The organism is Paenibacillus canaveralius (assembly GCF_047238265.1).
Classification (GTDB): domain Bacteria; phylum Bacillota; class Bacilli; order Paenibacillales; family NBRC-103111; genus Paenibacillus_F.
In genome coordinates, this window is sequence record NZ_JBDFMM010000001.1 from 5,015,690 (window position 1) to 5,042,392 (window position 26,703).

At 55.6% G+C, this 26,703-nt stretch carries 22 protein-coding genes and 1 pseudogene; 3 read left to right on the forward strand and 20 right to left on the reverse strand.

Annotation, left to right across the window (positions count from 1 at the left end; translation table 11 throughout):
* Nucleotides 1–115: 115 nt before the first annotated feature.
* From fabI to ABC395_RS22610, 5 genes are all read right to left on the reverse strand, one after another.
* A complete protein-coding gene (gene fabI / locus ABC395_RS22590; protein WP_009676877.1) occupies nt 116–892 on the reverse strand; it encodes an enoyl-ACP reductase FabI in 777 nt (258 codons plus the stop codon).
* Between the two features lie 220 nt (nt 893–1,112).
* Nucleotides 1,113–2,114 carry a UV DNA damage repair endonuclease UvsE gene (gene uvsE / locus ABC395_RS22595; RefSeq protein ID WP_413006083.1) on the reverse strand — a complete coding sequence of 334 codons (1,002 nt, stop codon included), beginning with the start codon at nt 2,112–2,114 and terminating at the stop codon, nt 1,113–1,115.
* A 276-nt stretch (nt 2,115–2,390) separates the two neighbouring features.
* Nucleotides 2,391–2,714 carry a hypothetical protein gene (locus ABC395_RS22600; protein WP_413006084.1) on the reverse strand — a complete coding sequence of 108 codons (324 nt, stop codon included), beginning with the start codon at nt 2,712–2,714 and terminating at the stop codon, nt 2,391–2,393.
* A 175-nt stretch (nt 2,715–2,889) separates the two neighbouring features.
* Entirely contained in the window at nt 2,890–4,026 is a 1,137-nt protein-coding gene (locus ABC395_RS22605; RefSeq protein ID WP_413006085.1) for a D-alanine--D-alanine ligase, read from the reverse strand.
* A gap of 33 nt (nt 4,027–4,059) precedes the next feature.
* Complete coding sequence (locus ABC395_RS22610; RefSeq protein WP_413006086.1) at nt 4,060–5,082, reverse strand: amidase domain-containing protein; 1,023 nt, start codon at nt 5,080–5,082, stop codon at nt 4,060–4,062.
* 269 nt (nt 5,083–5,351) lie between these two features.
* Here ABC395_RS22610 and acnA point away from each other — a divergent pair, with 269 nt between their 5' ends.
* Nucleotides 5,352–8,066 (forward strand): aconitate hydratase AcnA, encoded by a 2,715-nt coding sequence (gene acnA / locus ABC395_RS22615; protein WP_413006087.1) that lies wholly within the window; start codon nt 5,352–5,354, stop codon nt 8,064–8,066.
* Between the two features lie 240 nt (nt 8,067–8,306).
* Here the strand turns inward: acnA and ABC395_RS22620 are convergent, their stop codons facing one another.
* The 3 genes from ABC395_RS22620 to ABC395_RS22630 all read right to left on the reverse strand — a co-directional run bounded on the left by ABC395_RS22620 (nt 8,307) and on the right by ABC395_RS22630 (nt 10,985).
* The gene (locus ABC395_RS22620) at nt 8,307–8,507 is read right to left on the reverse strand and encodes a DUF1272 domain-containing protein (RefSeq protein ID WP_413006088.1); all 201 of its coding nucleotides are present in this window, start codon (nt 8,505–8,507) and stop codon (nt 8,307–8,309) included.
* A 330-nt stretch (nt 8,508–8,837) separates the two neighbouring features.
* A complete protein-coding gene (locus ABC395_RS22625; protein WP_413006089.1) occupies nt 8,838–9,752 on the reverse strand; it encodes a cation diffusion facilitator family transporter in 915 nt (304 codons plus the stop codon).
* Nucleotides 9,753–10,244: 492 nt separating this feature from the next.
* Nucleotides 10,245–10,985: an IclR family transcriptional regulator gene (locus tag ABC395_RS22630; RefSeq protein ID WP_413006090.1), complete on the reverse strand. Its 741-nt coding sequence runs from the start codon at nt 10,983–10,985 to the stop codon at nt 10,245–10,247.
* A 296-nt stretch (nt 10,986–11,281) separates the two neighbouring features.
* Here ABC395_RS22630 and ABC395_RS22635 point away from each other — a divergent pair, with 296 nt between their 5' ends.
* Nucleotides 11,282–12,295, forward strand: a complete 1,014-nt coding sequence (locus ABC395_RS22635) for an alpha/beta hydrolase (RefSeq protein ID WP_413006091.1) — start codon at nt 11,282–11,284, stop codon at nt 12,293–12,295.
* Between the two features lie 68 nt (nt 12,296–12,363).
* Complete coding sequence (locus tag ABC395_RS22640; RefSeq protein ID WP_413006092.1) at nt 12,364–14,166, forward strand: Fe-Mn family superoxide dismutase; 1,803 nt, start codon at nt 12,364–12,366, stop codon at nt 14,164–14,166.
* A 258-nt stretch (nt 14,167–14,424) separates the two neighbouring features.
* Here the strand turns inward: ABC395_RS22640 and ABC395_RS22645 are convergent, their stop codons facing one another.
* The 12 genes and pseudogenes from ABC395_RS22645 to ABC395_RS22700 all read right to left on the reverse strand — a co-directional run bounded on the left by ABC395_RS22645 (nt 14,425) and on the right by ABC395_RS22700 (nt 26,437).
* On the reverse strand, nt 14,425–15,210 hold the full coding sequence (locus ABC395_RS22645) for a DeoR/GlpR family DNA-binding transcription regulator (RefSeq protein ID WP_413006093.1): 786 nt from the start codon (nt 15,208–15,210) through the stop codon (nt 14,425–14,427).
* A 241-nt stretch (nt 15,211–15,451) separates the two neighbouring features.
* Nucleotides 15,452–16,636: a saccharopine dehydrogenase family protein gene (locus ABC395_RS22650; RefSeq protein WP_413006094.1), complete on the reverse strand. Its 1,185-nt coding sequence runs from the start codon at nt 16,634–16,636 to the stop codon at nt 15,452–15,454.
* Between the two features lie 61 nt (nt 16,637–16,697).
* Nucleotides 16,698–17,852 (reverse strand): 2-aminoethylphosphonate--pyruvate transaminase, encoded by a 1,155-nt coding sequence (gene phnW / locus ABC395_RS22655; RefSeq protein ID WP_413006095.1) that lies wholly within the window; start codon nt 17,850–17,852, stop codon nt 16,698–16,700.
* Between the two features lie 13 nt (nt 17,853–17,865).
* Nucleotides 17,866–18,711 (reverse strand): phosphonoacetaldehyde hydrolase, encoded by an 846-nt coding sequence (phnX, locus tag ABC395_RS22660; RefSeq protein ID WP_413006096.1) that lies wholly within the window; start codon nt 18,709–18,711, stop codon nt 17,866–17,868.
* A gap of 130 nt (nt 18,712–18,841) precedes the next feature.
* A complete protein-coding gene (locus ABC395_RS22665; RefSeq protein WP_413006097.1) occupies nt 18,842–20,602 on the reverse strand; it encodes a putative 2-aminoethylphosphonate ABC transporter permease subunit in 1,761 nt (586 codons plus the stop codon).
* 18 nt (nt 20,603–20,620) lie between these two features.
* Nucleotides 20,621–21,664 (reverse strand): putative 2-aminoethylphosphonate ABC transporter ATP-binding protein, encoded by a 1,044-nt coding sequence (locus tag ABC395_RS22670; RefSeq protein WP_413006098.1) that lies wholly within the window; start codon nt 21,662–21,664, stop codon nt 20,621–20,623.
* A 71-nt stretch (nt 21,665–21,735) separates the two neighbouring features.
* On the reverse strand, nt 21,736–22,842 hold the full coding sequence (locus ABC395_RS22675) for a putative 2-aminoethylphosphonate ABC transporter substrate-binding protein (RefSeq protein WP_413006099.1): 1,107 nt from the start codon (nt 22,840–22,842) through the stop codon (nt 21,736–21,738).
* A 369-nt stretch (nt 22,843–23,211) separates the two neighbouring features.
* Nucleotides 23,212–23,799, reverse strand: coding sequence for a GTP cyclohydrolase I FolE (folE, locus tag ABC395_RS22680; protein ID WP_413006100.1), 588 nt, complete (start codon nt 23,797–23,799; stop codon nt 23,212–23,214).
* A complete protein-coding gene (locus ABC395_RS22685) occupies nt 23,789–24,397 on the reverse strand; it encodes a TetR/AcrR family transcriptional regulator (RefSeq protein ID WP_413006101.1) in 609 nt (202 codons plus the stop codon). Before ABC395_RS22685 ends, folE begins: the two co-directional genes overlap by 11 nt.
* A 93-nt stretch (nt 24,398–24,490) precedes the next feature.
* A complete protein-coding gene (locus ABC395_RS22690) occupies nt 24,491–24,733 on the reverse strand; it encodes a YneF family protein (RefSeq protein ID WP_009676878.1) in 243 nt (80 codons plus the stop codon).
* Nucleotides 24,734–24,811: 78 nt separating this feature from the next.
* Nucleotides 24,812–25,843 (reverse strand): HD-GYP domain-containing protein, encoded by a 1,032-nt coding sequence (locus ABC395_RS22695; protein WP_413006102.1) that lies wholly within the window; start codon nt 25,841–25,843, stop codon nt 24,812–24,814.
* A pseudogene (locus ABC395_RS22700) lies at nt 25,840–26,437 on the reverse strand (methylated-DNA--[protein]-cysteine S-methyltransferase). Before ABC395_RS22700 ends, ABC395_RS22695 begins: the two are co-directional and overlap by 4 nt.
* Between the last annotated feature and the right edge of the window lie 266 nt (nt 26,438–26,703).

The following is a 26,703-nucleotide window of genomic DNA, read 5'->3' on the forward strand; positions in this document are numbered from 1 at the left end:
ACCCCGAGGCGGCGCACACCCTCCCATTTTCTCAAGGTGTAACCGCCCGAAGGGGTTTTCATGTATGTATGAACTTGCAAATTCGGAAGGACTATTCCTTGCAGGCCGCGCGGTTTTACGCGCCTACGATGTTGTAACCGCCGTCTACGTGAATAATTTCGCCGGTAATGCCGCGGGACAGATGGCTCATCAGGAACATGGCCGTATCGCCCACTTCCGCCGTTTCCGTCGTTTTGCGCAGCGGCGCTTTTTCTTCCACCTGATGCAGGATGGAGTTGAAATCTTTAATGCCTTTCGCGGCAAGGGTACGGATCGGACCGGCCGAAATGCCGTTCACGCGGATACCGTGCTGGCCAAGATCGGCCGCCAGGTAACGTACGCTTGCTTCCAGCGCAGCTTTGGCCACGCCCATTACGTTGTAGTTGCGCATGACGCGTTCCGCGCCGAGGTAGGTCATCGTCATGATGCTGCCGCCCTCCGTCATAAGCGGATACATGTGCTTCGATACGGCAACCAGCGAGAATGCGCTGATGTCCTGTGCCAGAGCGTAACCGTCGCGGGAAGTATCCACGAACATGCCTTCCAGCTCTTCCGTACGTGCGAACGCGATGCTGTGTACCACTCCGTGCAGAACGCCGAACTCGCCTTTGAGCGTATCAGCCAGGCGTACAAGATCCTCGTCAACCGTTACGTTGCAGGGCAAAATAAGCGAATCCGGAATATTCCCGGCCAATTTGCGTACACGCTCTTCCACACGCTCGCTCTCGTAAGTGAATGCGAGGCGCGCGCCTTGTGCCGCCAAAGATTGCGCAATCGCCCAGGCGATGCTGCGGTCGTTGGCAACCCCCATAACCAGAATGTTCTTGCCGTTCAATAAACCCGATGTCGTCATTCGACAATCTCCTCTCGGTTCGAATTGGACAATCCTTCACTTTAACAAGGTACCCCATTTGACCCGCAAAGACAAGAAGAACAGGGCAAAAACATGCGGCTTTGCCTGATTAACACGGAATTCCGGAGATTTTTACAGGTTTACCCGGAAAAACACAGCCTATGTGGGCCATAATCTCGCAGAGTCCGATTCCCTCGCCTTCGCGGCTCCAGGCACGATCCTAAGGAACGTTTATTTGCACGGAAGCCTCCGTGAGCACTTCCACGTCTTTTTCCTGCTCGAAATCCTTCATCAGACGAAAAAGGGCGGCATCTTTCATTTTGGCTTCAATCATAACGTCGAGCCGCGGAGTGATTCCGGCAATGCCTCTGAAAAATTCCAGTAAAGGCCCGGCTTCCACATAATCCGCATGGCTTCGGATGTCTTTATCGTTCTTGGGACTCGACACATGGATTTTGGGAGGCAGCGGCTGATCTGCGCTATCCGGGAGGGAAACGCAGAGCTGCCCTTCCCACGTCGCCTGTATCCGGGGCCACAGCTCCAGGATGTCCTCCCCTTCGTTGTTCACTTGATGATGATGGACATCGAGCACCATGGGCACGCCGACCTTCTCGCAGATTTCCAGCGTTTCCCGGGCGGTGAACGTCTTGTCGTCGTTCTCCAAAGTAAGACGGCGGCGGGCTTTTTCGTTCAAATCGGCAAAATGAGCCAGAAACCGCTTGGCCGCTTTCGGTTTGTCTCCGTAAGTTCCGCCTACGTGGATATTGAGCTTGGCGTCTTCTCCGAGCCCCATTGCCTCCAGCATAGCGGCATGACGCTCCAGGTCCGCATAAGACTTGAGCAGAACATCTTTGCGGGGGGTGCTTAGCACCGTAAAGTGATCGGGATGGAAGCTCGTCCTCATTCCGTGCAGCTTGGCGTAATCCCCCACCTCTTTAAATTCTTCGGCAAGAGCCGGAATAGGGTCCCAATCTCCCAACATTTCATGGCCGAGCAGGGGAATCAGTTTGGACGAATAGCGGTAAACCTTGATATCGTAAGCGCGGTTGTGCCTGAGGAGCCGGAGTGTATTGTGGAGGTTCTCGGCTCCTATTCGCTCCAGCTTGCGGACAGCCGCCTCCCGGTCATTCAACTGGCTGAACAGTGTTGCCGTCATCGTCTTGGACGGGGACGCATTCTTCACTTCCGTGGACATCGCCACATACCCCAGGCGTACGATCATGGCCGTTGGTCACATCCTTGCTCCTGATTGGTCTATACTCATAAGATGCCCCGAATAAAAGGCTCCTATATTTATGAAGGCAAAATTTTAACGATCTGAAATTTCAGCGGCCCAAAATAAAAAAGCAGCCGTTTTCTCAACCGGGGCCGAGATCAAAGCTGCTTTCCATATTCACGGATAAGTGGATGAAACGGGTAGGGAACAAGATTCATTTCCCTGAACGTTTTTCTGCGTCCATAACGGACTATAGCGGATGGTCCGAAACGGTCCGCCTTCTTATTTGCTTTCTTGTTCGCTGAAAAACATCTCGTGGGCCAGCGCCGTCTGTACGCGCGCCTCTTCCTCGGTCAGCTTGCGTACCAGATCCATCTCCACGAGGGTGACTTCATCCCCTTGAAAAGTGATCTCCGCAATGGAAGCGCTGATCTTTACGATAGCCACCGCTTCGTTGGCGGGTGAATAGGCGATTACTTTCTGGCCGGTCGGATACACGCGGAATCCGCTTTTGCGCATTTTACAGCGCCCGTATTCCAACAGCTCGTACAGTTCCTGCTCGGATTTGAATTTGCATACGGAATTAAATTCGGTCTGAAAGCCCATAGCGCCCTCCCGGCTGATCGGAATAGTAGTCATGATCTAAAAACAAAACGCATGAAGGAAAGCGGCTCTTTCACTTCCTCGCCGGCCCCGGTCCAGTGTTCCGGTCCCGCGGGGTTGTACCCGCGGACGGCAGCCTGCTTCCCCGTCATGCGATGACCGGTGTCCGGCAGCGCCGTTACTCCACCGTGTACTTGATTTGCTGTTTGGCCGCGTGGCGTTCAATCGCAAGCCGGATAAGATCGTCCAGCAGCTCCGCGTAAGGTTTGCCGGATTCCTTCCAGAGAAGGGGATACATGCTGAACGGGGTAAAGCCCGGCATAGTGTTGATCTCATTGATATAGATCTGCCCGTCCGTCCGGGTCAGGAAGAAATCGACCCGCGACAAGCCCGATCCGTCGATGGACTGGAACGCCTGAATGGCGAGTTCCTGAATCTGCGCGGCGGTTTCTTCCGGCAGGTCCGCCGGAATGACCATCGTCGACTTGCCGTCGACGTATTTGGCCTTGTAGTCGTAGAACTCGCTGGAAGACACGATCTCTCCCGCAACGGAGGCCAGAGGCTCTTCGTTGCCGAGGATGGCGACTTCAATTTCGCGAGCGTCCACGAATTCCTCCACAATCACCTTCCGGTCAAACTGGAAGGCGTATTCTACCGCTTCGATCAGTTCCTGACGGTTGCGGGCTTTGGAGATCCCTACGCTCGAACCCAGGTTGGCCGGCTTGATGAAGCACGGGTAGCCGATGGAAATCTCGGTTTCCATCAGGAAGAACGGCTGGTCCTTCTCCCACTGGGAGCGGGTGAAGTGCCGGTACACGCACTGCGGAAGGCCCTCCTGTGCGAACATTTTCTTCATGGCGACTTTGTCCATTCCGACGGCCGAGGCGAGCACGCCCGCTCCCACATACGGAATGTTCGCCATCTCCAGCAGCCCCTGGATGGTACCGTCCTCTCCGAAGGTACCGTGCAGCAGCGGCAGCACGACATCGACAGCGTCCGTCCGGGCGGCTTCGCCCGCGGCGGCCACTTCGGACAGAACGCCCGCCTGGCTCGTAAGGCCGGAGAAGAAAGGAGCCAGGGCCGCACCGGCCGCTTCACCTTCCGAAGCGTCGAACGCGAGCAGCTCCTTGCGCTCCACCCGGCCGTTCAAGGCCGCTCCCCGGCGCCATTCCCCCTGCTTTGTAATATAGAAAGGCGTAATTTCATACTTCGATACATCCAATGCTCCAATGACGGCATGCGCGGTTTGCAAAGATACCTCATGCTCCCCGGATTTACCGCCATAGATCAGTCCTATCCGCAATTTCCGGCTCATGTTTCCCCTCCGCCTGATTTCCATAATCTGTATTTATCCATCCATTTGATCCGAAACACGGACAAAGGCATACCGGGTTTTATCCGTCCACGCGTACGAGTCCTTATAATCCCAGTAGCGGTGCTTGCTGCTGACGGTATGCGCGTTCACGAGCGGCATGCCGCTCGCATCCAGTGCGGTTACGAACGTATTGTGCTGAAACCTTCCGTCTCCATCCCAGTCATAGCTGATAAAATCGCCCGGCCTTAATTCGGCGGCCGAGGAAACAAGCGTTCCGCTTAATCCTCTGCGGGAAGCGGGCACATGAAGCTGAAGAGCCTGGGCGACCGCCCAGCTGTAACTCCAGAGCTCACGGCTGCCCTGCTTGCCGGCGTACCACCAGCCGGCGCCTCTTTTTCCAGTATAGTTCATCGGTGTCCCCCCTGCAAAGAGACATTGGGAGACGTAGCTTGTGCAGTCCACTTCAAATTCAATAAAAGCCGGATTGTACCGGTTCCACCAGGTGTCCGCATATTTGACAGCTTTGCCGCGGTCATAAAGCTTCTTCCGGGTTTCGGGGTAAGTTCCGACATGGTTCAGTATACTATAATTCAGGTAGGGCTGCGACGAAGAGATTTCACCTTCGGGCGTGTAAATTCCTTCCTCCGCAAGCCAGGAGTACGGTTGTCTCGTTTTTTCCCGTTCACTCTCCCGGGCGGAAATCCGCGAGATTTTCCAGCGCGTACCCTTACGGGTCAAACCTACCCGTTCCCGGATGACCATGCTTTCGGTCCGTTCCCTGCCCCCTTGCTCGTAAAAAAACTGCCGCTGGCATTCGACATCCGCGGAAACGCCTTCTTCGTGTTCGTACACGTGCTGAAGCTTGAGCCGCATCTCTCCCCGCAGCGCCTTAATCCCTCGTTCTTTGCGGCTTTCGGCCAGCCGGTTATACCGGGCGTCGGTTTCGCGGCTGAACTCTTCGTCTTCCACTACGTTTGCCAGCACTCCGGCCGACGCTTCCGTTTCCGCCGTATTGCGTGCGTGCAGATAATCGTACAGCGCTGTTTTCCAGGACATGCCTTTACCTCCCGAGAGCCTATGGTCCGTTGCGGGGACCGGCTTTATACGCATCGTTCATACGCATGGATATTCGCTTAAATATATGAAAAATTTCAAATAAAAATGAGTCATTTTATTCTTTACGCGGCAGGGGGAACACGGTATACTAAGGATATAGCGAAATATGAAATTAAGTTTCATCAGATGAAACATCATCAACTATCCAAACGTAAGACCCGGACAAATTTCAAATTCGCCATTTCAAAGATCACAAGGGAGGCTTTGCAATGCCGCAAAAAGACGCTTTTAACGTACGCAAGCAGCTGACGGTAGGCGGTAAATCGTACCACTATTACAGCCTGCAGGATCTTCAGCAGCAGTTCGCCGGAATTTCCAAACTGCCTTTCTCCATTAAAGTTCTGCTTGAAGCCGCGATCCGCCAATACGATGGCCGCGCCATCACGGACGAACACGTGAAGCAAATCGCGACTTGGGGCGACGAGAACGCTGACCACAATAAAGAAATTCCTTTCATTCCTGCCCGTATCGTGCTGCAGGACTTTACCGGCGTTCCGGTCGTAGTTGACCTCGCGGCAATGAGAGACACCGTTGCACGCGCAGGCGGAGACCCTAAACGCATCAACCCGCTCGTACCGGTTGACCTTGTAATCGACCACTCCGTTATGGTCGACGCTTTCGGTAACGGCATGGCGCTTGAAACCAACATGGAACTCGAATTCGAACGCAACGAAGAGCGCTACCGCTTCCTTCGCTGGGCGCAAACCGCATTCGATAACTTCCGCGCGGTACCGCCGGCTACCGGTATCGTTCACCAAGTAAACCTGGAGTACCTCGCTTCCGTTGCGGCTACCAAAACGGTAGACGGCGAAACGACCGTATATCCGGATTCCCTGGTAGGTACCGACTCCCACACCACTATGATCAACGGTCTCGGTATCGTTGGCTGGGGCGTAGGCGGTATCGAAGCCGAAGCCGGTATGCTCGGACAGCCGCTTTACTTCGTAACGCCTGAAGTTATCGGCTTTAAACTGACCGGACGTCTTGCCGAAGGCGCAACGGCGACCGACCTTGCCCTCACCGTCACTCAAACTCTTCGCAAGAAGGGCGTTGTCGGTAAATTTGTCGAGTTCTTCGGTCCCGGCCTTGAAGACCTCGTCCTGTCCGACCGTGCGACGGTTGCCAACATGGCCCCTGAGTACGGTGCAACCGTAGGTTTCTTCCCGGTTGACAACAGCACGCTGGAATACCTGAGAAACACCGGCCGCAGCGAAGAGCAGATCGCTCTCGTTGAAGCTTACTATAAAGCGCAAGGCATGTTCCGCACGAAAGACATGGAAGATCCGATCTACTCCGATGTAATCGAAATCGACCTGTCCACCGTTGTACCGAGCCTTGCAGGTCCTAAACGTCCTCAAGACCGCGTCGAGCTGACGGCGATGAAAGAATCTTTCAACGACATTCTGCGTACGCCTGTAGACAAAGGCGGATACGGCCTGTCCGACGAGAAAATCGCCGAAGAAGTCGAAGTGAAATACGCCGACGGCAGAACCGCCAAAATGAGCACGGGTGCCGTTGTAATTGCAGCGATCACCAGCTGTACAAACACTTCCAACCCGAACGTTATGCTCGGTGCGGGCCTTCTCGCGAAGAAAGCCGTAGAGCGCGGTCTGAAAACACCGGCTTACGTGAAAACTTCCCTGACTCCGGGTTCCCTGGTCGTTACCGACTATCTAGAGAAAGCTGGCCTGCTTAAACCGCTTGAAGATCTCGGTTTCTTCGTAGCGGGTTACGGCTGTGCGACTTGTATCGGTAACTCCGGTCCGCTTCCGGACGAAGTGAGCCAAGCCGTTGCCGACAACGACATGACGGTCGCTGCCGTTCTGTCCGGTAACCGTAACTTCGAAGGCCGCGTTCACGCACAGGTTAAAGCGAACTATCTCGCTTCCCCGCCGCTGGTTGTCGCTTACGCACTCGCAGGCAACGTGAACATCGACCTGACGAAAGATCCGATCGGCTACGGCACGAACAACGAGCCAGTCTACCTGAAAGACATCTGGCCGAGCAACAAAGAAATCGAGGAAGCTGTTGCGACAGCCGTTACGGCTGAAGCTTTCCGCGAGAAATATAAAGACGTGTTCCGTGCCAACGAGCGCTGGAATCAAATCGCGGTACCGGAAGGCGAACTGTACGAGTGGGACAAAAACTCCACTTACATTCAAGAGCCTCCGTTCTTCCAAAACCTTGGCCAGACCCTGGACGATATCAAAGACGTCCGCGGCGCCAAAACGCTTGCGCTTCTTGCCGACTCCGTTACGACGGACCATATCTCTCCTGCCGGTAACATCAAGGCAGACAGCCCTGCGGGCAAATACCTGATCGAGCATGGCGTGGACAAGAAAGACTTTAACTCCTACGGTTCCCGCCGCGGTAACCACGAAGTCATGATGCGCGGTACGTTCGCGAACATCCGCATCCGTAACCAAGTGGCTCCAGGCACCGAGGGCGGCGTAACGACTTACCTGCCGACCGGCGAAGTCATGTCCATTTACGACGCTTCGATGAACTATCAGGATAAAAACACTTCCCTCGTTGTTATCGCGGGTAAAGAGTACGGAACCGGAAGCTCCCGTGACTGGGCGGCTAAAGGTACGCTTCTGCTCGGCGTCAAAGCCGTTATCGCGGAAAGCTTCGAACGTATTCACCGCAGCAACCTGGTAGGTATGGGCGTACTTCCGCTGCAATTCCTTGAAGGTCAAGGCTGGAAAACGCTTGGTCTGACCGGCCGCGAAACGATCGAAATCTCCGGCTTGTCCAACGATGTACAACCGGGCGAGCAAGTAACCGTAACGGCTACCCGTGAAGACGGCACGTCGTTCGAATTCAAAGCTATCGTCCGTCTGGACAGCATGGTGGACGTGGATTACTACCGTAACGGCGGTATCCTGCAAACCGTACTGCGCCAAATGATGTACAACGCGTAATAGAAGCTTGTAAAAAAAGAGAGCCCTCAGGGGCTCTCTTTTTTCCGTTTAAAATGCGGATTCTTTTCCTTATAAAGCTCGGCATGCGGATCCTTTCCCTATAGGGCTCGTGTGGAACCAAAAAAGGCCCCGCTGCGTCTTTTACTCCTACTCTTACTTACTTGTTTCCATATACGTGATATGTATGTGCTTAATAATCAGTTACCTTACCTGTCTATTACGCTTCCGTCCTTGTTTACTCTAACCTAACGGACAAGCAGCGGCAGTTAACGGTGCCCGCGGTCTCCGTACCAGCTCCCCCGAACAATTGGGGCAGATATGCTCCCTCTCTTCGGTACATGTTCTGCAAAATGTGCACTCATGAACGCAAATATAAGCTTCCGACCGGGCATCCAGCGTGTGCCCGCAAATTTGACAATCCGTATTCATGGCAAGACCCATATCCCTATCCCCTTTAGACGCGAAATTCGATCTCGATGCGATGATCTAACTTCAGTGTATAAAAGAAAAGCCGCCGCATACAGGCATCTTCTAAAGCTTTGGGGATTTATGGACTTATAAATTTTAGTAAACGACCCGATAAAACTTAAATTTTAAAATCAAACTCCTCGGCCTGCAAAATCCGCTCTATGCGGCATAAAAAAACGGCTCTTCCTTCCCGGGAATGTCGTCTTTTTCCGCTTTTTAAATCGTCAAAATTGAAAGCCCGTAAACTCGCATTCCCTTCCGGTTGCCGCGCTTCCGGTTAGCATCATGGACAAATAACCCCTCCTAAGAAGGGTTATCCTTATTGGTTAAGGCTTCATCCGGATACCACGGATTCAGATGCACAAGCACCTCATCCACTTCGGGATGCTTGGCCCGGATCGCTTCTTTAATACTGCGCCCGATATCATGCCCCTGCTGAATGGTCAGCGTTCCCATAATGCCTAGCCGCGCATCCACGAGTATGTAATGGCCGTGTTCGCGGGCGCGCAGCCGGTCGATGCGTTTGACATCCGGGAACGACTCAATGATCTCCTTGTACTGCTGCAGCTTGGCGTCCTCAACATTCGTTTCCATTAAAATATTGACGGCTTCCGTCCCCATCGTATAGGCAAGCTTGATGACGAGGAAGGAGACGATAATTCCGGCTGCCGGATCTCCGTAAGCCAAGATAGGAATATCAAAATAGTCTCCGGCCAGGGCAAGCGCGATTCCTGCGGAAGCCGCAATGGAAGCATATACGTCAGCCAGATGATCGTAAGCCGTGGCAATAAGGCCTTTACTGTTTGCGGCTCTGCCCAGTCTCATCGTATACACGTACAGCCACTGCTTCCAGACCAGGGAAATTACTGCCGCGATCAGGGCAAGAATATGAGCTTCGCCCGGCGGCTCGAAAAGCGCCATAACCGCATGATACCCCATGTAAATTGCCGCGGCGCCCAGCAGGAGCGCGACGGCCCCCGAGCCGAGCACCTCCGCTTTGCCGTGTCCGTAAGGATGATCGTGGTCGGCCGGGCGGTTGGAAATCCGCATGGAGCTGTAAGCCGTGGCCGTGGCAATCACGTCCCCGGCATTATGTATTCCGTCTGCAATCAGAACCTGGCTGCCGAATAACCAGCCGACGACCAGCTTGATGCCCGTTAGGATGACATTGCTAATCAGGCTGATCCAGATCGCAATCATCGACTTGCGCTGTTCCATCAACCCGTCCCCTTCCGTTTGTTCCGATCTAGTATTGCCCCCGCGGTGGGATAAAATGCCTGCAAGGCGCCTCCCTCATTGAATATATGGAAAAAAAGGGCCGCAAGGGAAAGCGAAGGCCAGCTGACGCGGGCTCAGCTGGCCTTATGTATTTGTTACGCCGCCGCGGCGGGTTTGAAACAATGGGAAACACGAGAGCCCCATCCGATTCCGCTCCCGTTCAGCGGCCTTTCGGCTGAAGAACGCTCTCGGCAGTCAGTGCAGGGCTGTTCTACGGTTGTTCTCAGTTGTTTCATTTGCCTTGGCTGTTCTGGCTGTTCTGGCTGTTCTGGCTGTTCTGGCTGTTCTGGCTGTTCTACAGCCATTTTCGGATGTTTTGAGATGTTTCGGCTCTTCTCCGGCTGATCTCCGGTACTCATCTCGGGTGCTTCTCCAGTTCTCCCGGCTATCCTGCCTCGGATTACCTGGTATGCCCGCATAACCGCCATGCCGCTATCTCAGCATGGTACCCATCCGCCGGGCCGCCTCCATCACGACCGGAGCCTGCTCCAGCATGGCCTCCAGCGTGAGCCGGTTGGACGGCCCCGACACCGCCAGCGCGGCCACGAGCTTGCCCGCGCGGTTGAACACCGGAGCGGCAAGCGCCGCCGCTCCGGGTTCGCGCTCCTCGACGCTGGTGGCGTAGCCCGCCTTCCGCGTCTCGTGAAGCTGCTGCAGGAACGGTTCCCGCAGGATGCCCGCCAGCTCGGCCTCCAGCATCGCCTGTTCCTGCACCTCCGCCTCGCCGAAGGCGAGAAGGACCTTGCTCGATGCCCCGACGAACAGGGGCATTCTCGCGCCGACCGGCGCGACCCGCCGGATCGCGTGGTTGCTCTGTACGGCCTGGACGCGTACCCGCTCCCGGCCGTCGCGCACGTACAGCGAGATCGTCTCGTTCACCTGATCGCGCAGGCGTTCCATCTCCGGCAGCAGGATCATGCCGGGATCGTCGCTCTGGGACAAGTGCGCGGCAAGCTCCCAGATGCTGAAGCCGAGTCTGTACTTGTCTCCGTCGGATTCCCGCACAAGGAACCCCTTCGCCTCAAGAGACGCAAGGAGACGGTAAACCGTGCTTTTATGCAAAGAGACTTTGGATGAAATCTCCGTTAACGTCAGTTCGGTTGCGTCGGTATAACACAGGAGTACATCCAGTGCCCGTTCCACGGCGCGGACAGTCGATTTTGCTTCCTCCATCGGGTTTCACCACCGCCTATTCTTGTTTCACATAGTGAAACTCTGTTTCTTTTATTATACTTGATGAACCCCTGAAAGGCAAAGGAAAAAACCGTCCTGAAGCCTTGTATTACAGCGAGATTACAAGACAATTAACATTGTGTTGCACATATTGACGAAGCATGTAAGTTGACATAATATAAGAGTACCACGAGGTCCTTTTCAGAATATTTAGTTAATTATAAACCTTCTAATATTCAGGTTCCTACTAACTAAATTCTCCTACAAAGACCCATTCTCCAAAGGAGGGAACCTATATGAGCATGAATCCCGTTAACTCGACTCCCCTTCAACCCGCACCGCTGGATCATATCCCGGTCAAATCGATTTCGCGACGCAAGAAGGTTGTCCTGCTTTCCGTTCTCTGCTTCTTTGTGCTCTGTTCCAGTCTGATTCTCGGCTTCCACGGTTTTATCGCTTGGACCCTGGCCCGGCCTACCATTGCGCCGTTAAGCTCGAACCCTGCTAAAGCGGCCGGTCTGCCTTATCAGAATGTGACTTTTCCCAGCTCGAACGGCAGCAGCACCTTGAGCGGCTGGTACATTCCGACGGCCCAGGCTTCCGCCCAGACGGTTATTTTCTCGCACGGGTACGGCGGCAACCGCGAAGAACTGTGGGTTCCCATCTATTCTCTTGCCAAAAAACTTCATGACAGCGGATACAACGTCCTGATGTTCGATTACGGCTATGTCCATCCCGAAAACGACCGCATCGTAACGGCCGGAATCCAGGAATCCAAAGAGCTTCTGGGCGCCGTTAATTATATTAAAAACAAAGGCTCCGAGCGTGTTTATGTATGGGGCTTCTCCATGGGAGCGGGCACTGCCCTCCAGGCCGCCCTGCAGACCAAGGATATCGACGGCATGATCCTGGACAGCACTTTCCTGCTCAATCCCGATACGCTTTATCATAATATGAAACAGTATGTAAATATTCCTAAATTTCCGTCGCTTCCTCTCGTCCGTGTATTTTTCCCGCTTCTGAACGGGGTCAACATGAACCAGATTCCGTATCAGGCCGTCACGACACATGAATATCCGATGCCGATTTACTTCATTCACGGCGATGAAGACGAACGGGCTCCGCACGAAATTGCCGAAGGGGTATATAAAAATCAGCACAATGTATTCACCAACTACTGGATGCTCCCTACGGGCAAGCACGAACTGATCTATTCCGCAAAACCCGACGAATATATCACCCGTACCTTCGGATTCCTGAAAACCATCTCCCGCCCCCAGCTTCCGGAATCCGGATTCGTGGAAATGTAAATAGAATAGGCCAATCCCTCCCTTGAATAAGAATAGGAATAACGCTGATTCCGGGGAGGTTAGTCCTGATGCTTTCGGTCTACGGCAGCTTGATGCCGCTTAGGATTTTAGAAGAAATCCGCTTCTGGAAAACCCAAGAGAAGGAACACACCGTCGTTATCCGGGAGCTTGTTCCTGCGCTGGAGCCTGTCTATGTGCAGGCGCTTAAGGATTGGGAGGAAGTCTTCGCCAAGACGGAGGCCGCTGCCGTTCAATGGGTGGAATGGGCGATCCGCACTCAAAATCCCACCGATCCCTTTCTCCAGCAGCAGCTGCGGCAGCTGATCGACGTCTCCACCAAGCAGTCGGTCCAATTCATTGAATTTTTGCAGATCGTTGAAAAAGAGAGCAAGCCCGTCAGCTCGAATCCCGTTGTCAAAATCGTCATCGAGCACATTATCCGGGAGTCGGAGTATTTCCTCGGCACGCTCAAAGGGCTTGAAACCGCCCAGAAAAGCAGCCCGTACGGGACGGGGAACTGGGGCTTCGGCGTTCCCGGCCAATGGCCGCCCGGCGGGCATCCCGGCCTTAGCGGCTACGCGGGTCAAGCGGGTGAGGGACCCGGAGCTTTCGGGGCGCCCGGCAGTGCGGGCTTTCCCGGAACCCCGGGGGGCTGGGGCTCGCCCGGCTATTACGGCCCCGGCGGCGTAACCCTGCCCGGATCCGGCCCGGGAGGCGGGCCGGGCTTCGGCGGAGGGCCGGGATTTGTCTCCGGCTCGCCAAGCACGTCCATCAGCGGCGCCGGCAGCTCGCTGAATGGCGTCAGCACGCCGGTGCAGGCCGGCGGCGGAGGACCCGGGACCGGGCCAGGACAGTACGGGCTCTACAGCGTCCCCGTCCCCGGTCACGATTCGGACGGTCCCGCGCCCGTGCCCGGAGGACTGCCGGGTTATTCCTCCGGCGGGCAGGGCCATTCCTCAGGCAGCTCGGGCTTCTCCGCCCCGCAGCAGGGCACCTGGCCCGGCACGAACGTGCCTCCCGGCTTCGGAGTCGGAGCGCCGGGTCCTCCGGCGAGCTACACGCCGGGCCCGTCCGCCTATCCCGGCGCGGGGATCGGGCCTGTCGGGCCGGATGGCCCCTGGGACATCCGCACGGAGGGCGGCCCTCCGCCCCTGAGCGATCTGGCGGCGCAAAGCGGCGCGGCGCCCCCTTCGGCGCAGACGGCCGGACAGGGACAGACCGCTCCCGCTCTGTCGCCCTATAAGCCCGTGCCGATAGGCGGTCACAAGCTGCCTCCCCTGCCGTACGCCTACAATGCGCTGGAGCCTCATATCGACGAAGCGACCATGCGCGAACATCACGACAAGCATCACAAAACCTATGTCGATGATCTCAATAAGGCCGAGCAGATGCTCGCGAAAGCCCGTGACAGCGGCGACTTCGATCTCGTCAAGCATTGGGAGCGGGAGCTGGCCTTTAACGGTGCGGGCCATTACCTGCACACGATTTTCTGGAACATCATGAAACCTAACGGCGGAGGGAAGGCTTACGGTCCGATTGCCGCCGAGATCAACAAATCGTTCGGCAGCTTCGACCGGTTCAAGAAGCAGTTCACCGAAGCCGCCAAGAAAGTGGAAGGCGGAGGCTGGGCCATTCTGGTCTGGAGCCCGCGCAGCCACCGGCTTGAAATTTTGCAGGCGGAAAAACACCAGAATCTGTCCCAATGGGACGTCATTCCCTTGCTGGTGCTCGACGTGTGGGAACATGCTTATTACCTCAAACATAAAAGCAACAGGGCCAAATACATCGAAGACTGGTGGAAAGTCGTCAACTGGGATCATGTCAACGAACGATTCGAGCCCGCGAGCAAGCTCACCTGGCTCCCTTATTAAAGCGAGGGGCTGTTACCGAGTTCATTTTGTTTTTACAGGCCCCGCTCCAAATCAACTGGGCTATAAAAAAAGATCTCATCTCCACCTGACGGTGGGGCTGAGATCTTTTTGTTTTCCAGTGTCCTCTACTGTCCTGCAATACGCACGCTTTCTGAGACAGCATCTTTCTCCAGGAAGGGTACGGATGCAGCCGGCCCCTTTTTTCGCCTGCGGTTGAGCACCGTCATGCGGGGCCGGACACCCGCTCTTCCCTGAGGGTTATTCAGCCACGATCCACTTCGTATCTATCGATTCGAAATCCGGGTTCCACTCGGGCGGATGCTCCGCATCGCAAATAACCGCGTGGACCTCCTTCAGATCGGAAATTTTGTAGAAGTGCGTCTTGCCGTTCTTCGTATGATCCATCAACGCGATTGTCTGCGCCGCATGCTCCATAAACTTGCGGACGAGAAGCCCTCTTTCGGCATCATAGCTCGTTAATCCGCTTTGCGGGTGAAGCCCGTCGACGGCAACGAACGCTTTGTCCACATAGAACGATTCCATCATGCTCTCGGCTACCGAGCCCGATGCGCGGTAGTGCTTCGCATTGATTTTGCCCCCGATAAAATAAATTTCCCCGGAGAACATTTCTTTGTTCTTATATTCGATCAGCAGCGACAAAGCGGGCACCGACGGCGTCAAAACGGTCAGATTCCGTGTATTCGCCAAGTAATTGATCATCTGAAGGGTCGTCGTACCGTCGTCGATGACGATGACGTCATTATCCCGGACCATGGCGGCGGCCGCCCGGCCGATCCTCTTCTTCTCCTCCGCTTTCGTGACTTCCCGGTTAAAGGGGGAGGGTTCTTCCCTCATCAGGTCAAACTTGACCGCCCCGCCGTACACGCGCTTGAGCTTGTTTTCCTGCTCCAGCTCCTCCAGATAGCGCCGGATCGTCTCCGAAGAAACTTCGAAATGTTCCACGAGTTCGTGTGTCCGGACTTTATTGTGAAGATTGAGCAAGTGGAGGATGTGTTCCTTGCGTTCTTCCCCTACTAGAGACACATTCCCGCCTCCGTTCTTTCGGTTCTTTGGTAGTTTCCGGATTCATTATACCCAACCTTGCGGCAGGACGACAGCCTTTTGTGGACAGGACCGTCTGGATAAGGGCCGGAACGACGGTAAACAGATGCGGCTTAGCCGCTTAAAATATCGGCCGTTTCGAAAAGTTCCCTGCATCCTCTGCGGCTTGCAAAAAAAAGCAGCAAGCTGCCGCAGCGGACGCTTAGAAGGCACCCGGCGCGATTCACGCTTCTACCGGTTCCCGTTCCTTCAAAACCTCGGTATCCTGATGGATGCGGATACCCCGCTTCTCCAGCTCGGCGAATACCGCCTGCGGCTCGAAAGCTTCTTCCGGCGTCAGAATGCCCGCCTTGTTGACACGGCCTTCGGCGATCATGACGGCCGCAACGGCCATTGGAATGCCTACGTTACGGGTATAGGCTCGCAGCCCTTCCCAGCCCGGCACGGAGCCGTCTGAGGCCGGATGGGTGTGCGTAAGCGTAAGCCTCATCGGCACTCCGTTCCGGACTCCGGTGACTTCGATATGCAGCGCATAGCCGTACAGCTCCGTCTCCGAACCTTCGCGGGATTCGTACAAATATTCGCTGATGCAGTCCATGATGCCGATCTCCGTCCCGTTGATCCGGATCTTGTCGTTGCGCATAAAGCCGTACTCATAGAGCGCCTGGACGAGTCTCATATTCGGCTGCGGCCACGTACCTCGGACTTCGATCAGACGCACGCCTTTGCCGGCCAGAGCTTTCGCCAGCGTCTTCGTTTCGGCATGCGGGATAATATACTGGACCGATGTTCCGTAAGGCTCGGGGAGCCGGACCTCACGGGGGCGCGCAAACGGCGGCACCTGGACGAACTCCCCGTTTTCGTACACGACGCGGCCCGGAAGGTTCGGATCGTACTCGTAGGTCGTCGTTTCCGTAATGGACCTGGAAAAGGCGATCGGCCGGTAAGAGCCGTGGCTGACACGGACGGTATCGACCGTATCAAGCTGCGAGGCGGCGTGCATCGCCATCATCTGGGTTACGCCCGGGGTCATGCCGAAGCCGGGTACGCATGTTTTGCCGTGACGCTCGAACAGATACGCCGAAGCGTCCTCGTCCCCGAATCCGTTGAGATTGATGCCGTGGCAGCCCGCTTCCGCTATGCACGCCGTAGACAATCCGTTAAGCGTAATCGCCGTCCCGTCCATGACGATATCGTAGCCCCGCATCTGCGCGACGGTCGCTTCTTTGTCATAAACGTTCACTTTGATGAAATCCACACGCGGGTCGTTTAGTTCCCGCACGATCTTGCGCCCTTCTTCTTCGTTGAAATCGGCAACCGTAATTTGCTCAAAAGCGGAATACCCGACAAGGTCCAGTATCGCTTCCCTGCAAATCCGGCCCGCGCCGCCCAGACAAAATACTTTCATGATGCACCCCTCTCCGGCAAATGATCAGTCCGCTCCGTAAAGCTTAGTCCGCGCCCTTCCCTCAGTTCCGTGCCGCCGCCGATTTAAAAGTACCTTCGGTGACGTCCGCTATCATGTCGACAAGACGCCGCATATCCCCAGGATGAATATCGCCGATCGAACCGATCCGGAAAGTCTGGGCGGCGGATATTTTGCCCGGATAAATGACAAACCCGCTCTTCTTCAATTCCTCGTAAAAGGCCTGGAACGTGAAACCCGGCATGTCCGGATAATAAAAGGACGTGATGAAAGGAGACTGCACGGACGCGTCAAGCAGCGGACGGAAACCGATCGCCTTCATTCCCTCGGCAAGCACCCGCTGGTTCTCGGTGTAACGCAGGTGACGGGCCCCGATGCCGCCTTCGTCCTCCAGCTCTTTCAGCGCCTCGTGAAAAGCTCTCACCACGTGCGTGGGAGATGTGTATCTCCACTTGCCCGACTGGAGTTCCATCGTATTCCACTGGTCATACAGATCCAGAGACAGAGACCTTGCCTGCCCTTCGCAGCGCTTGAGTTCCTCTGTGCGGGCCAGTACGAAGCCGAACCCGGGAACACCTTGAATACACTTGTTCGCGCTGCTGATCAGATAATCGATGTTCAGCTCGCTCATGTTCATTTCAATGCCGCCGAACGAGCTCATCGCATCCACAATGAAGGTTTTGCCGTATTTCTTGGCTGCCGCTCCGACTTCGGCTATCGGATTAAGCATACCGGTCGTCGTTTCCGAATGAACGACCGCCACATGGGTTATCGCCTCGTCCCGCCGAAGCAGCTCCTCCAGGGCAGCGGGACTGACCGGGCTGAGCTCTCCCGAATCGAGAACGGCCGTCTCAATGCCGAGCACCCGCGCCATCTGGGCGATACGGTCTCCGTAAGCCCCGTTCGTCAGCACCGCCAGCTTGCCTCCCTGCGGAATAACGGAGCCGATAACGGACTCCACGCAGAACGTTCCGCTGCCCTGCATCAGCACGCAGGTGTAGCCTTCCGCACCTCCCGCGCCCAAAGCGACAAGGCGGGCGCGGATATCCTGGACCAGTCCGTTGTAATCGCGGTCCCAGGTGCACCAGTCCCGCAGCATGGCCGCTTTGACCCGCTTCGTGGTCGTAAGCGGTCCCGGCGTCAGCAGCAGGTATTCGTTGTCCGGCATTGCCGAGTACATGGTGTCCGTCTGTGCCATTTCCGCTTCCTCCTTATGCATGCCGCACACCTTCCGGCTTCGCAGAGGCAGCCGCCCCCTCAGATACGCTTTCGCCGGCCTTCAAGCGCGCTTCAATCAGTTCCAGTACCTCATCCAGTTTGCCTACGGATTCAATCACATAGTGGGCTCCCGCTTCATAAAACCTTTCGCGCAGTTCCTCGCATCTGCGCTTCAGTTCCTCCGGCGCGCAGGCCGCTACCTCCGCTTCGCTCATACCGAGCTCGCTGCTCCCGAGCACAATCCCGACCGTCCAGACTCCCGCGTTCAAGCCTTCCCGGATGTCGCTCAAGGTATCTCCGACTTTAACGACATGATGAAGCGGGTAAACTCCGAGCCGGATGCAGTTTTCGTAGATCATCCAGGGATACGGACGGCCTGCGGGCATTTCCGTAGGCGTAACGAGCACATCGGGACGGTAGCCTCTTTTGCCGGCTTCCTCTACAACGATATCCATCATTTCCTCGGTATACCCGGTGGTGGACCCGATTTTGATCCCCCGTCCGCGCAGTCTTTCCATAAGCTCAAGCACGCCCGGAACCGGCTCGCAGTGATTGCGAAGCGAGGCGAACAAAAGCGGCTCGAAATCCGCATACAAGGCATCAATGTCGCGATCGTCGGGGCGGCTTCCGAATTTCTGTTCCCAAAGGTCGGCCACGCGAGGCATTTTCGTAATTTCACGAATGTGATCCCATTTCAGGAGTCCCATCGGCTCGCGCGCTTCCTTCGGTGTAATTTCAATGCCTTTGCGGCGGAAAATTTCTATAAAAACGTTCAAGGGAGCAAAGCAGCCGTAATCTACAGTCGTGCCAGCCCAGTCCATAATGACGGCTTTGATCATGTGAAGTCTCCTCCTGGTTAACGGGCCGGGGCGGCACATCCGCACGTCCGGCTCCGTTTTCGCTATGATGAAAATAAGAAATAATGACGTTTACAGCAGAGATGGTTAACGTTCAACCCCGTTAAACATATTATTTCCGCTGCCAGGCGGAAGCACGGTTCCGCATCACTTTCGTAAGCTGCTCATAGCCGATCCTCACGGCAATGTTGGTCAGCAGAATAAGGACGGACATGGCGGCGGCCGGGGCGGTATCCCCCGCATCGTCCATATTGACAATGGCTACCGAAGCCAGCTTGAAATCGGCGGAGTACAGAAACACGACTGCCGACACGGTTACCATGGAATTCACAAAGTAATAAACGAACATTTCCAGAACAGCCGGCAGGGACATGGGGACCGTTACCCTCGCGAATGTCCGGTAGAACGGAACCCGCATCGATTCCGAAACCGTCTCGAATTCTTTGTCGAGTTTTTTGAGCGCCGCTGTCGCCGTAATAAAAGGAACGGCATAGAAATGCACGATGTTGGCCAGAACGACGATCCAGATGGTGCCGTAAATTCCGCTCAGCGGATTGTCCGGCCGGTTGAAGAAGAAAATAAAGGCCAGTCCGATTACCATGCCCGGCAGCGCGAGCGGCAGAATGGACAAGAAATAAGCAAACTGCCGCAGAGCGTGCCAGTGGCGCACTTTTTCAATAAGATAAGCGAAAATGAATGTAACTGCCGTGCCGATCAAAGCGGTATAGAGAGCCGCCTGCATGCTGTTCCAGAAAGGAGCCAGCCCTTCACCGGCCACGGATGTGAAATCGAAATGGTTCCACGTAAACGACAAATCATAGGGCCATACTTTAATCACGGAAGCGAAAACTACGGCTCCGAGCAGGAGCAGGATAGCGCCCCCGATGGAGCTGCAAATGACGTAAAAGAAGGCGTTGCGCCAGCTTCCTTTCTGTATCCGGTAAGGAACCGATTTGGAGGAAACGAGCGCCTTCTGCCTGCGTTCCACGAAGCGGTCTACCGCAAAAGCGAGGATAGCCGGCAGGGTAAGCAGTATGCCTACGGCCGCTCCCATCGTCATGTTCTGCTGGCCGATCACCTGTTTGTAAATATCCGTCGCGAGCACATTATAGTTGCCCCCGACGATTTTCGGAGCGCCGAAATCCGTAAAGCTCATCGTAAAGCAGACGAACAGGGCGCTGATGACGCCGTACTTTACACTGGGCAGCGTCACGCTCAGGAAAGTTCTCCACTTCCCCGCCCCAAGCGTTTCGGCCGCTTCGTACAATCGGTTGTCGGTTACCGCCAGCGACACGAGCATAATCATCATCGCCTGGGGGAACGTGTAAGCCACTTCCGCCAGCACGATTCCGACCGGGCCGTACAGGCCGATATCCAGCCCTGCGGGCAGAAGACCGAACAAACCTGTCGTCACCAGCCCCTGGTTGCCGAACAAATAAATAAGACCGATCCCGTGCATCATCGTCGGGGCGAAAAGCGGAAGCAGCGCAATATAGCGGAAAAGCGTCCTGCCTTTGATATCCGTGCGGGTCAGCGCATACGCATACAAGAACGCGAGACCGACTGAGATGACTGTAGTGAGTAAAGACACGTTCAAGGTATGGATCAGGGACCGGAGAAGGGCCGGTGTCGTGAAATACACGACAAAGTTTTCCAGACCGACGAACTGCCCCGCTTTATCGTAGAACGCTTTGGAAAACAACCCGATCAGGGGCAGCAGCACCGTAACGGCCAGCACCGCGATCATGAGGGCGATGAGAGCCTGCTGTATCCGCTCCTCTTTGCCGTGCCGGCGCCTGATCCTTCCCCCCGTTCCCGTAAGACCGGAACGAAGGTCTCTGGCTGCGCCCTGCACCCTGCGTACGAACATCATGACAAGGACTCCTTTCTCTTACTTCGCTGCGGCCTGGGATTCGAAAGCGATCAATTTTTCTTCCGGCAGGCGGAGCGACAGCTTCTTATTCTTCTCTAGGCCCAGCTGCTGGTAATGCTGGGCGGATACGTGGATCGTCATCGGGCGTCCCAGCGGCTCCCCGCCGCTGCCGAGTACGTCCAGCATGACGTGATAGAAGGGTCCGCGGAATTCGATGCCGCGGACGACGGCCGGTATGCCGCCGCGCGAACCGGGCTCTTCCGCGCCGATATGCTCGGGCCGGACCGCCATCATGCCGGAGCCGCGTACACCCCTTTCCTGGAGTTCGGCTCCTTCCAGGAAGTTGATCGCGCCGATGAAGTCGGCTACGAACGGCGAAGCCGGCCGTTCGTATACCTCTCTCGGCGTGCCGATCTGTGCGACCTCCGCATTGTTCATCACCACAATGCGGTCCGCCATCGTCAGCGCCTCCTCCTGGTCGTGCGTCACCATGATAGTCGTGACGCCGATCTTCTCCTGCAGCGCGCGGATTTCTCCGCGGAGCTTGTGCCGCACCTTGGCGTCCAGCGCCGACAGCGGCTCATCCAGCAGCAGGAAGTCCGGGGAAAGCGCGACGGCGCGGGCGAGCGCGATACGCTGCTGCTGGCCTCCCGAGAGCTGGGACGGGTACTTGTCCCGCATCTCCCAAAGGTCCACCAGGTCCAGCGATTCTCTCACCTTCTCGGCGATATCGCGTTTACCGAGCTTTCGGCTCTTCAGGCCGAATGCGATGTTCTGCGCGGCCGTCATGTTCGGGAACAAGGCATACGACTGGAACATCATGCCGAAATTTCGTTGAGCCGGAGGAAGAGCCGTGATGTCTTTTCCTCCTGCCGATACTGTGCCCGTGTCCGGGTGCTCCAGTCCGGCGATAATGCGGAGCAGCGTCGTTTTGCCGCAGCCGCTGGGGCCGAGCAGACAGACGAATTCGTTTTTACGGACATCCAGGTGGATGCTGTCCAAGGCCGTGAACGAACCGAATGTTTTACGGATGCCCCGGATCGATAAGTGAGCCTGATTCAAATGTTTCTCTCCTTCCGGCTGCCGGCTTGACGCTTCGGACTTGTTGCCGCTAGCGGGGTTGCCGCTTTATTTTAAGATTTGGGCTCGCTTTTGGCGTTGTAGCGTTTTTCCCACTCTTTCAAAATGCTGTCTCTATTCTTCGCCGCATCGTTCAGATCGTATTTGATGAGCTGGCTGAGCGGGTCTTTGGAGTAGCCTTCCGGAATCGTGCCCGAGCCGTCGTTCACACTGATGATCGCATAGTTTTTGTTGTAAGCTTTCATCGCTTCGTCGCCGATCGCCCAGTCCAGGAACGCCTTCGCTTCGGGCTTGATCGTCGCTTTCTTCATCAAAGCGTTCGCTTCCACATCCCAGCCGGAGCCTTCCTGCGGGAATACGACCTCAACCGGCGCGCCTTTCTTCTTCTCCTGAATGCCGCGGTAACCGAACGAGATGCCGATCGGGTATTCTCCGGCAGCCGCCATCTTGGCCGGTTTGGAACCGGAGTGTGTGTAGACGGCGATATTTTCATGAAGCTTGTCCATGAACTCCCAGGACGGCCCTTTGCCGTAAAGCTGCTGCCAGCCCGTCACATCGAAAAATCCCGTTCCCGAGGAAGCCGGGTTAGGCATCACGATCATGCCTTTATATTCGGGCTTGATCAGATCCTGGTAAGTTTTCGGAACCGGAAGCTTCTTTTTCTCCAGTTCCTTCGTGTTGACGATAAAAGCCGTTTCCCACGCGTCGATGCCCACCCATTTCGCCGGAGTACCGGTGCTCTTGAACATCGGGGAGACACGTTCGATCCCTTTGGGCGAGTAACCCTCCACCATGCCGTTCTGATCGAGCACAAGCAGGCTGGTCGTGGCTACGCCCCAGACGACGTCCGCTTGCGGGTTATCTTTCTCGGCCAGCAGCTTGGCCGTAATGATGCCCGTCGAATCCCGGACGATATTTACCTTCACATCCGGGTTCGTTTTTTTGAATGATTCGAGGTAAGCTTTAATCTGATCGTCTTCCAGTGCGGTGTACACCGTCAGGTCGCCTTTCAGGGCGGCGTTTTGGGAAGTGCCCTCATTGCTTCCCGCCTTCTCGGGCGGGTTGGTCGCGGCGCCCGCTTCGCTGCCGCTTTTTCCGCAGCCTGCCAGAAGGGAAATCGCCATAAGAAGAGTCAGGCAAAGTGATGCTGTTTTTTTCATGACCGTCGTTCATCCTCTCGAATTTGTAAAATGGGATAAGCTGCGTTTGAATTCGTTTCTCTTACAGTTGTTATGGTAAAGAAGTTTTGTAAACTCACGATTAAATACAAGTAAAGATTGTGTGTTTTATTTTATTTAATTGTTTTTAGTTGGTATTTGTTCGTATAAACACAACAAAAAAAGACAGCCTTTACGGCTGCCTTTCCCTGTGATTTCATTTGCAGTTGATTGGAGAAGCAGTTTTACTTGCGTTTTACTTGCATTTTTCTTGGATTTGCTTGCGTTCTGCTTGGGTTTGCTTTGCTGGGGGAGAGACACCCCCGTATCCTGGACCGGCTATCCTTCGGATTTCTCCGCAGGTTGTCCAATTTACTTAATCAGCGACAAAAACTCCGCCCGCAAAGCCGAATCCGTCCGGAACGAGCCGCGTACGGCCGACGTGACGGTTTTGCTGCCGGGCTTCTTAACGCCGCGGGAGCACATGCACAGATGCTCGCCTTCCACGACGACCATGACGCCGTGCGGTTCCAGCACCTCGTCCAGCGTGTTGGCGATCTGGGAAGTGATTCGCTCCTGCACCTGCAATTTGCGGGTGATGGCTTCCACCAGACGGGCGAATTTGCTTAAGCCCGCGATTTTCCCGCTCGGAATGTAGCCCACGTGGATTTTGCCGAAAAACGGCGCCATATGATGCTCGCACTGGCTGTAATAAACAATGTCCTTGATGATAACGAGCTCTTCGTGCTGCTCATCGAAGGTTACGCCGAGCACGTCGTGGAAATCCGCTTCGTATCCGGCGAAAATTTCCTCGTACATACGGGTTACGCGCGCCGGAGTATCCAGCAGCCCCTCTCGTTCCGGGTCTTCGCCGATCAGACGCAGAATCTCCCGGATGTGCCCTTCGATCTGTTCGCGGTTATCCGTTACCTTGGTGTTTTTGTATTCTTTAGCCGGCATGTTGCTCTCCTTCCGATCCGTCTCCTATGATATGGTTCACCAGCTTGCCGCCGTACTGCAGCGCGAAACTGCTGCGGTGCGCTTTGCCGAGAAGCATGCCGCCCTGCAGCAGGGCAGTCAGCGCGACGGCCGTTTCCCTGGCTTTCATGCCATGAAGGTTGATCTCCTGATTAGCCGCCCCTTCCTGCAGGCAGGCTTCGATTCTTTTCTCTATGTCTTCCAGAAAATGCACCAGCAAGCGGCGCAGTTCTTCATACCGGTCGCCCAGTTCGAGAACCAGGTTGCCGATATAGCAGCCCCTGCGGCAGTCATGCTCTTCCGCAGCAGCCTGCATGAGACGGAACATTCGTCCCAGCCTCTCTTTCGGGTCCAGCGTTCGGTTGTCCAGCGACGGCCCGAATATCTGCTCTTCCATCAGCGCGATCTTCTGCTGAATGACTTGCCGGCCAAGCTCTTCCTTACTCTTAAAATGATAATAAAAGTTGCTTTTCACTACGCCGCACTGGGAGAGAATTTCTTCCAGGCCCGTAGCCTGAAAGCCTTGCTCGTGAAACAGCTCCATGGCAGCAGCGATAATTTTGTCTTTGTTGCTGGGCATAAGCCAACCACCTCTGGATAATACTGGTCCGTTCTACTCAAAGGGCCGAGCAGCCTGTGAAACAGGACTCCCGGCCGCTTTCATGCGGATCTTTTATTTGGATCTTGCATTTTTATTCGGCTTTTTGCTGGTCAGGTTCTGGTTCTTCATCATGGTCTGCACTTTGTTCATCTGCTGCTTGTTCATGTTGTAGCCCATCTGTTTAGCCATTTTCTGGATCATTTCCGGGTTGTTCTGCATCGATTCGAGTTGCTTGCGGAGATAGAACACCCCGATAAAAAAGCCTCCGACCAGGCCCGCGATCAAGGTCAGAATCGGAATGATAATTTGCCACATCCTGCTTTTCCCCCTGCGTTCAAAGATTGTTTTCAGACAAACCCATCATAGCATTATAAAGCCGAAAAACCAAGCATCTCAGGCCAACACGTGTTCGATAAAAAGCGTCGTATGTTTCGCCAGATCCATTTCCTTCACATCGTACTCTTTACCGCCGTCCTGTTTGATGATGCGGACCACCGGACGGCCCGGCAGACCCCGGTGCTGGCCGACCACAACACCCGTTTCGCGGGTGGACAGACGTACGGAAATACCCGTCGGATAAACCGATACGGTGCGCAGGAAGTGAATCAGGACGTCCCTGTCCAGCTTCGTGCCCGCCATAGCCATCATATGCTCGATCGCCACATGGGGAAGCAGTCCCGTGTTCAGACCGCTGCCGTGAAGCAGATTGTCGTAGGTGTTGGCCGCACTGACGATCTTCGCGTACAGATGAATCTGTTCGCCGAGCAGCCGGCGCGGCTTGCCGAGCCCGTCAGGCGTTTCGTGATGCTGGAACGCGACGTGCGCGATAAGCAGGCTGTATTCCCGCTTGGCTTTGAGCAACTCGAAGCCTCTCCACGTATGATGGAGCCGGTCGTCCTTGGACTCGTCGTCCGTAATCCGGTCCAGCTTGCCCACGTCGTGAAGCAGCGCTCCGATAGCAAGCTCTTTCAACTGCTGCGCATTCAAATTCATATTGATTCCGATCATTGTGGAAATCATGCAGACGTTGAGCGCATGCAGGTACATGTCATTGTCTTTCGTGCGGATATCCGTCAGTTGGATCAGAACATCCTTGTTTTTTAAAATTTCATCCAGCAGCGTATCCACGTTCTTGCTCATGTGGCGGGTGTTAAAGTCTTTGCCGGACCGGATGGAGTCGAAGGTGTCCAGCATCTGCCGGATAACAATCCGCTTCGTTTCCTCGCTGACGACTTCGGGAATCTCGATATCGTCCGTCTGCGCGTCCTGGATATAGAGCATGGACACTCCGATACGCCTTAGCGTATTAATCATATAAACGGTAAGCTGAACCCCCTCGGCCAGCATGACCGCCCCGGACGCCGTAAAGATCGTCTTCCCCAGATACTGTCCGGGTTCTATGGAATCAATTGGAACATATTTCATGCTTTCCACTCCCGATTCTTCGATGTATGCCGGACATCCGCCGGCTTCCAGCCCTCATGCTCAAGCAGGGCCGTCTTGACGGGAAGCCCGCCCCCGTATCCTACCAACTGCCCGCCCGCGCCGATAATGCGGTGGCACGGGATGACGATCGGGACCGGGTTGCGGTTGTTGGCCCCGCCGACCGCCCTGACAGCCCGAGGCGATCCGATGGCGGCGGCGATGTCTTTATAGGAAGCGGTGGCTCCGTACGGAACGGACAGCAGCGCCGTCCAGACCCGAAGCTGAAACTCCGTGCCCCGCAGATCGAATGCGAGGTCGAAGGAGCGTCGTCGTCCGCTGAAATATTGTTGGAGCTGTTCACGGATTTCCCCGAGTCCTCCGGGGTTCGGGACAATGATGCCGCCCGGAATCCAGCGGTCTCTCCGCAGTCTCCAGTCTGCGGACCGCTTCCGGCTCGCTGCCGAATTCGATCGCGCAGAGTCCCTTCGCCGTCCTCGCCAGAAGCAGAGGACCGATCGGGGAATCGAGCGTATCGGTTTCTATCCGGACAGATTCTCCTGTCGTCATGACCGTGTTCCTGCCGTTACCGTCCATTCCGCATTCCTCCGCTTCCGTTAGTCGGCTGCCGCGTCCCGGCTGCGCCGCTGAGTGCGGACGAGGCCGTTCAGGCCCCGTCTATCGCTTCGCTGCACCCGCATGTACAGCAGCTCCCACGCTGTCCGCGCTCCTCCGGGTTACTGCCCGCTTGTCCTGCGGAAGCCGTACTAGTCCCCGGCAAGAAAGCCTCATTACCGGAGGCGAAGGCGCCTCCTCCCGGCAGAAGCTCCGCCCTTATGCCGTCCTGCTGCACAGCCGGACTT

What these genes read in the sequence shown, in the direction of transcription:
- fabI (WP_009676877.1), bottom strand. Translation starts at nt 892, where the DNA reads ATGACGACATCGGGTTTATTGAACGGCAAGAACATTCTGGTTATGGGG.
- uvsE (WP_413006083.1), bottom strand. Translation starts at nt 2,114, where the DNA reads ATGATCGTACGCCTGGGGTATGTGGCGATGTCCACGGAAGTGAAGAAT.
- ABC395_RS22600 (WP_413006084.1), bottom strand. Translation starts at nt 2,714, where the DNA reads ATGGGCTTTCAGACCGAATTTAATTCCGTATGCAAATTCAAATCCGAG.
- ABC395_RS22605 (WP_413006085.1), bottom strand. Translation starts at nt 4,026, where the DNA reads ATGAGCCGGAAATTGCGGATAGGACTGATCTATGGCGGTAAATCCGGG.
- ABC395_RS22610 (WP_413006086.1), bottom strand. Translation starts at nt 5,082, where the DNA reads ATGTCCTGGAAAACAGCGCTGTACGATTATCTGCACGCACGCAATACG.
- acnA (WP_413006087.1), top strand. Translation starts at nt 5,352, where the DNA reads ATGCCGCAAAAAGACGCTTTTAACGTACGCAAGCAGCTGACGGTAGGC.
- ABC395_RS22620 (WP_413006088.1), bottom strand. Translation starts at nt 8,507, where the DNA reads ATGGGTCTTGCCATGAATACGGATTGTCAAATTTGCGGGCACACGCTG.
- ABC395_RS22625 (WP_413006089.1), bottom strand. Translation starts at nt 9,752, where the DNA reads ATGGAACAGCGCAAGTCGATGATTGCGATCTGGATCAGCCTGATTAGC.
- ABC395_RS22630 (WP_413006090.1), bottom strand. Translation starts at nt 10,985, where the DNA reads ATGGAGGAAGCAAAATCGACTGTCCGCGCCGTGGAACGGGCACTGGAT.
- ABC395_RS22635 (WP_413006091.1), top strand. Translation starts at nt 11,282, where the DNA reads ATGAGCATGAATCCCGTTAACTCGACTCCCCTTCAACCCGCACCGCTG.
- ABC395_RS22640 (WP_413006092.1), top strand. Translation starts at nt 12,364, where the DNA reads ATGCTTTCGGTCTACGGCAGCTTGATGCCGCTTAGGATTTTAGAAGAA.
- ABC395_RS22650 (WP_413006094.1), bottom strand. Translation starts at nt 16,636, where the DNA reads ATGAAAGTATTTTGTCTGGGCGGCGCGGGCCGGATTTGCAGGGAAGCG.
- phnW (WP_413006095.1), bottom strand. Translation starts at nt 17,852, where the DNA reads ATGGCACAGACGGACACCATGTACTCGGCAATGCCGGACAACGAATAC.
- phnX (WP_413006096.1), bottom strand. Translation starts at nt 18,711, where the DNA reads ATGATCAAAGCCGTCATTATGGACTGGGCTGGCACGACTGTAGATTAC.
- ABC395_RS22665 (WP_413006097.1), bottom strand. Translation starts at nt 20,602, where the DNA reads ATGATGTTCGTACGCAGGGTGCAGGGCGCAGCCAGAGACCTTCGTTCC.
- ABC395_RS22675 (WP_413006099.1), bottom strand. Translation starts at nt 22,842, where the DNA reads ATGAAAAAAACAGCATCACTTTGCCTGACTCTTCTTATGGCGATTTCC.
- folE (WP_413006100.1), bottom strand. Translation starts at nt 23,799, where the DNA reads ATGCCGGCTAAAGAATACAAAAACACCAAGGTAACGGATAACCGCGAA.
- ABC395_RS22685 (WP_413006101.1), bottom strand. Translation starts at nt 24,397, where the DNA reads ATGCCCAGCAACAAAGACAAAATTATCGCTGCTGCCATGGAGCTGTTT.
- ABC395_RS22690 (WP_009676878.1), bottom strand. Translation starts at nt 24,733, where the DNA reads ATGTGGCAAATTATCATTCCGATTCTGACCTTGATCGCGGGCCTGGTC.
- ABC395_RS22695 (WP_413006102.1), bottom strand. Translation starts at nt 25,843, where the DNA reads ATGAAATATGTTCCAATTGATTCCATAGAACCCGGACAGTATCTGGGG.